The sequence below is a fragment of the Aquabacterium sp. genome (assembly GCF_004297345.1).
Classification (GTDB): Bacteria; Pseudomonadota; Gammaproteobacteria; order Burkholderiales; family Burkholderiaceae_C; genus Aquabacterium.
This window is the reverse complement of sequence record NZ_SCTN01000070.1, coordinates 1-2,581: the sequence shown is the minus strand read 5'-3', so window position 1 is coordinate 2,581 and position 2,581 is coordinate 1. Positions and strand designations below refer to the sequence as shown.

Here is a 2,581-nt window from a genome sequence, read left to right as displayed (position 1 = left end):
AAACGTTCGAGAACGCGCTGTCGGAAGGCTTGTTGCCTCGCCGTCGTGAGAACCTGGGGCAGGCTGCTGTGCAAGGTGCGCAGCAGTTCCAGCAGCAGCTCACCCGCCGTTTTGGTGAAATGCGCCGCCTGTTTGCCGATCAGTTGCATGAACTGCGTGGCCTGCGTGGCAAGAGCAGCGGCAAGGTGCAGTTGATGCTGCAACGTGTGCAAGCCGAGGCCACAGAGTTCGAGCAGTGCACGGCCCGCCTGCAAGCCATGCGCAGCGTGCATGCGCGCATGTTGCGCAGTGCCTTGCATGAGCTGTCGGCCGATCGGCTGCGCCAGGAAGTGGATGTGCTGCAGCAGGTGCTGGGCGGATCCTGGTTGCCGCTGGGTGCCAAGAAATCCTTCATCGATCTGTGCGCACGCTTGCGTGATCTGATCGAGCAGGCGCAGCAGCGCAATGACGAGATCCACGCCATGCTGGTGGCCTCGTATGCCAAGCTCAATGCCGAGTTCGGCTTCAGCCTGGTGGCCGATGTGCCACTGGATGTGCGCAAGTACACCGATGACCTCAACCTCATCGAGCGCAATTACGTGCAGTACCTGGGCCTGAGCCAGGCCTTCAGGCTGGCACAACCGGGCTTCCAGGAACAGTTCCGTCGCATGCTGATTTCGCGTCTGCGTGTGGTGTTCGAGACCGTGAGCAACGACATCGAACTGTGGAACAAGACGGCGTCGGCGCAGGTGGACAGCCAATTGCGCGAGCGTCGCCGCAACTTCAAGCGCCGTTATGAGTCGCTGGACCGCATCCAGTCCGCGTCCAACGAGCTGGATACCCGCTTGCAGGAAGTCCAGGCGCAGGATGAGCGTGTGCTGCAGTTGCAGACGCATCTGGGCGACTTGATCAATGAATTGGTCAAGCAGGCGCAGACCGACACCTTGTCTGCTGCGCAGGCCGATGCCGGTGTGCAACACGTGTCGCTGGATCTGAATCTGGCGTCCGCACCCGAGGCCGCTCAGGTCACCACCGGGGCATGACGGCCCCGACCTCGGCCAGCCTGCTGCGGCATGCGCGGCAGGTGACACCCCTTGTGGCCGATCGCCTGGTGGCCTGGCAGCACCAGGAAGGGCGGCACCATCTGCCCTGGCAGAAAGTGCGTGATCCCTATCGCGTGTGGCTCTCCGAGATCATGCTGCAGCAGACCCAGGTCACGACCGTGCTGGGCTACTTCGAGCGCTTTCTGCAACGCTTCCCCGATGTGCAGGCGCTGGCCGCCGCGCCGCTTGATGATGTGCTGACACTGTGGAGCGGCCTGGGCTATTACAGCCGCGCCCGCAATCTGCATCGTTGTGCGCAGGATGTGGTGAACCTGCATGGCGGGCAGTTCCCTCGCGGCAGTGAGGCCCTGCAATCCTTGCCCGGCATCGGGCCCTCGACATCAGCCGCGATTGCAGCTTTCTGTTTTGACGAACGCATCTCCATCATGGATGGCAACGTCAAGCGGGTGCTCAGCCGTGTGCTGGGTTGGGACCAGGATCTCTCCGTGAAGACGCATGAGCGGGCCTTGTGGGAGGCGGCGCAGGCTGTGTTGCCTGCAAAGGCGGCGGACATGCCTTCCTACACGCAAGGCTTGATGGATCTGGGCGCCACGTTGTGCACGCAGCGCAAGCCGGCTTGCCTGACTTGCCCGTGGTCGGACATCTGCAAGGCTCGTGTACAGGGTGACCCTGGACGCTACCCGGTCAAGACACGCAAGCTCAAGCGTTCCGAGCGTGAAAGTTGGTGGCTGTGGCTGGAATGGCGTGAGCAGGTGTGGCTGCAGCAGATGCCTGACAAAGGCGTGTGGGCGGGCTTGTGGACCATGCCTTTGCTGGACGACGAAGCCGCACTGGCCGAGGTGGTCGGTGCGGCTTCGCTGGTCGATCAGGTCGATATGCAGCCACGCATCAAGCATGTGCTGACGCATCTGGACTGGTATCTGCACCCGCGCAGGCTGGTGTTGAACAAGCCCGCCGATGCCACGGCCTTGCAAGCCCGTTTGACTGCCTTGAATGACAGTGGCCGTTGGGTGCCCTTGGCTGAGTTGGGTAACTGGGGCTTGCCGGCGCCCTTGAGGCGCCTGTTGCAAGGCTGATCAGCCGAGCGTGACGATGACCGGTGCGTGGTCGCTGGGGCGTTCGTTCTTGCGTGGGGCCTTGTCGATCACGCACGCCGTGGTCTTTGCTTTCAGTGCCTCGCTCACCAGGATGTGGTCAATGCGCAGGCCCTGGTTCTTGCGGAATGCCAGGTTGCGGTAATCCCACCAGCTCCAGGGCTTGGGCGGCTGCTCGAACAAGCGGAAGGCATCGTGCATGCCCAGATCCAGCAGTTGCTGGAAGTGCGCGCGCTCCTGTGGCGTGCAGTGGATCTGATCTTTCCAGGCAACAGGGTCGTAGACGTCGGCGTCCGTCGGTGTGATGTTGAAGTCGCCCATCAGCACGACGTTCTGGTGCGTTTGCAACTCCTGCTTGAGCCAGGCTTCCAGCGCATCCAGCCAGCCCATCTTGTAGACGAACTTGTCGCTGTCAGGCGCCTGGCCATTGGGGAAGTAGCAGCC

At 62.5% G+C, this 2,581-nt stretch carries 2 protein-coding genes and 1 pseudogene; 2 read left to right on the top strand and 1 reads right to left on the bottom strand.

The window, feature by feature from the left end:
• Together EPO09_RS02060 and mutY are read left to right on the top strand one after the other, a co-directional pair.
• Positions 1–1,022, top strand: a pseudogene (locus EPO09_RS02060) (dynamin family protein); the annotation flags it as partial.
• On the top strand, positions 1,019–2,119 hold the full coding sequence (mutY, locus tag EPO09_RS02055; RefSeq protein ID WP_290639675.1) for an A/G-specific adenine glycosylase: 1,101 nt from the start codon (positions 1,019–1,021) through the stop codon (positions 2,117–2,119). The pseudogene EPO09_RS02060 and the gene mutY, both read left to right, overlap by 4 nt.
• On the opposite strand, the gene EPO09_RS02050 is transcribed toward mutY, so the two are convergent.
• A partial coding sequence (locus EPO09_RS02050; RefSeq protein WP_290639673.1) for an exodeoxyribonuclease III occupies positions 2,120–2,581 on the bottom strand: 462 nt, incomplete at its 5' end.

Excerpts from the sequence above, each read along its gene's own strand:
- mutY (WP_290639675.1), top strand. The coding sequence starts at position 1,019 with ATGACGGCCCCGACCTCGGCCAGCCTGCTGCGGCATGCGCGGCAGGTG.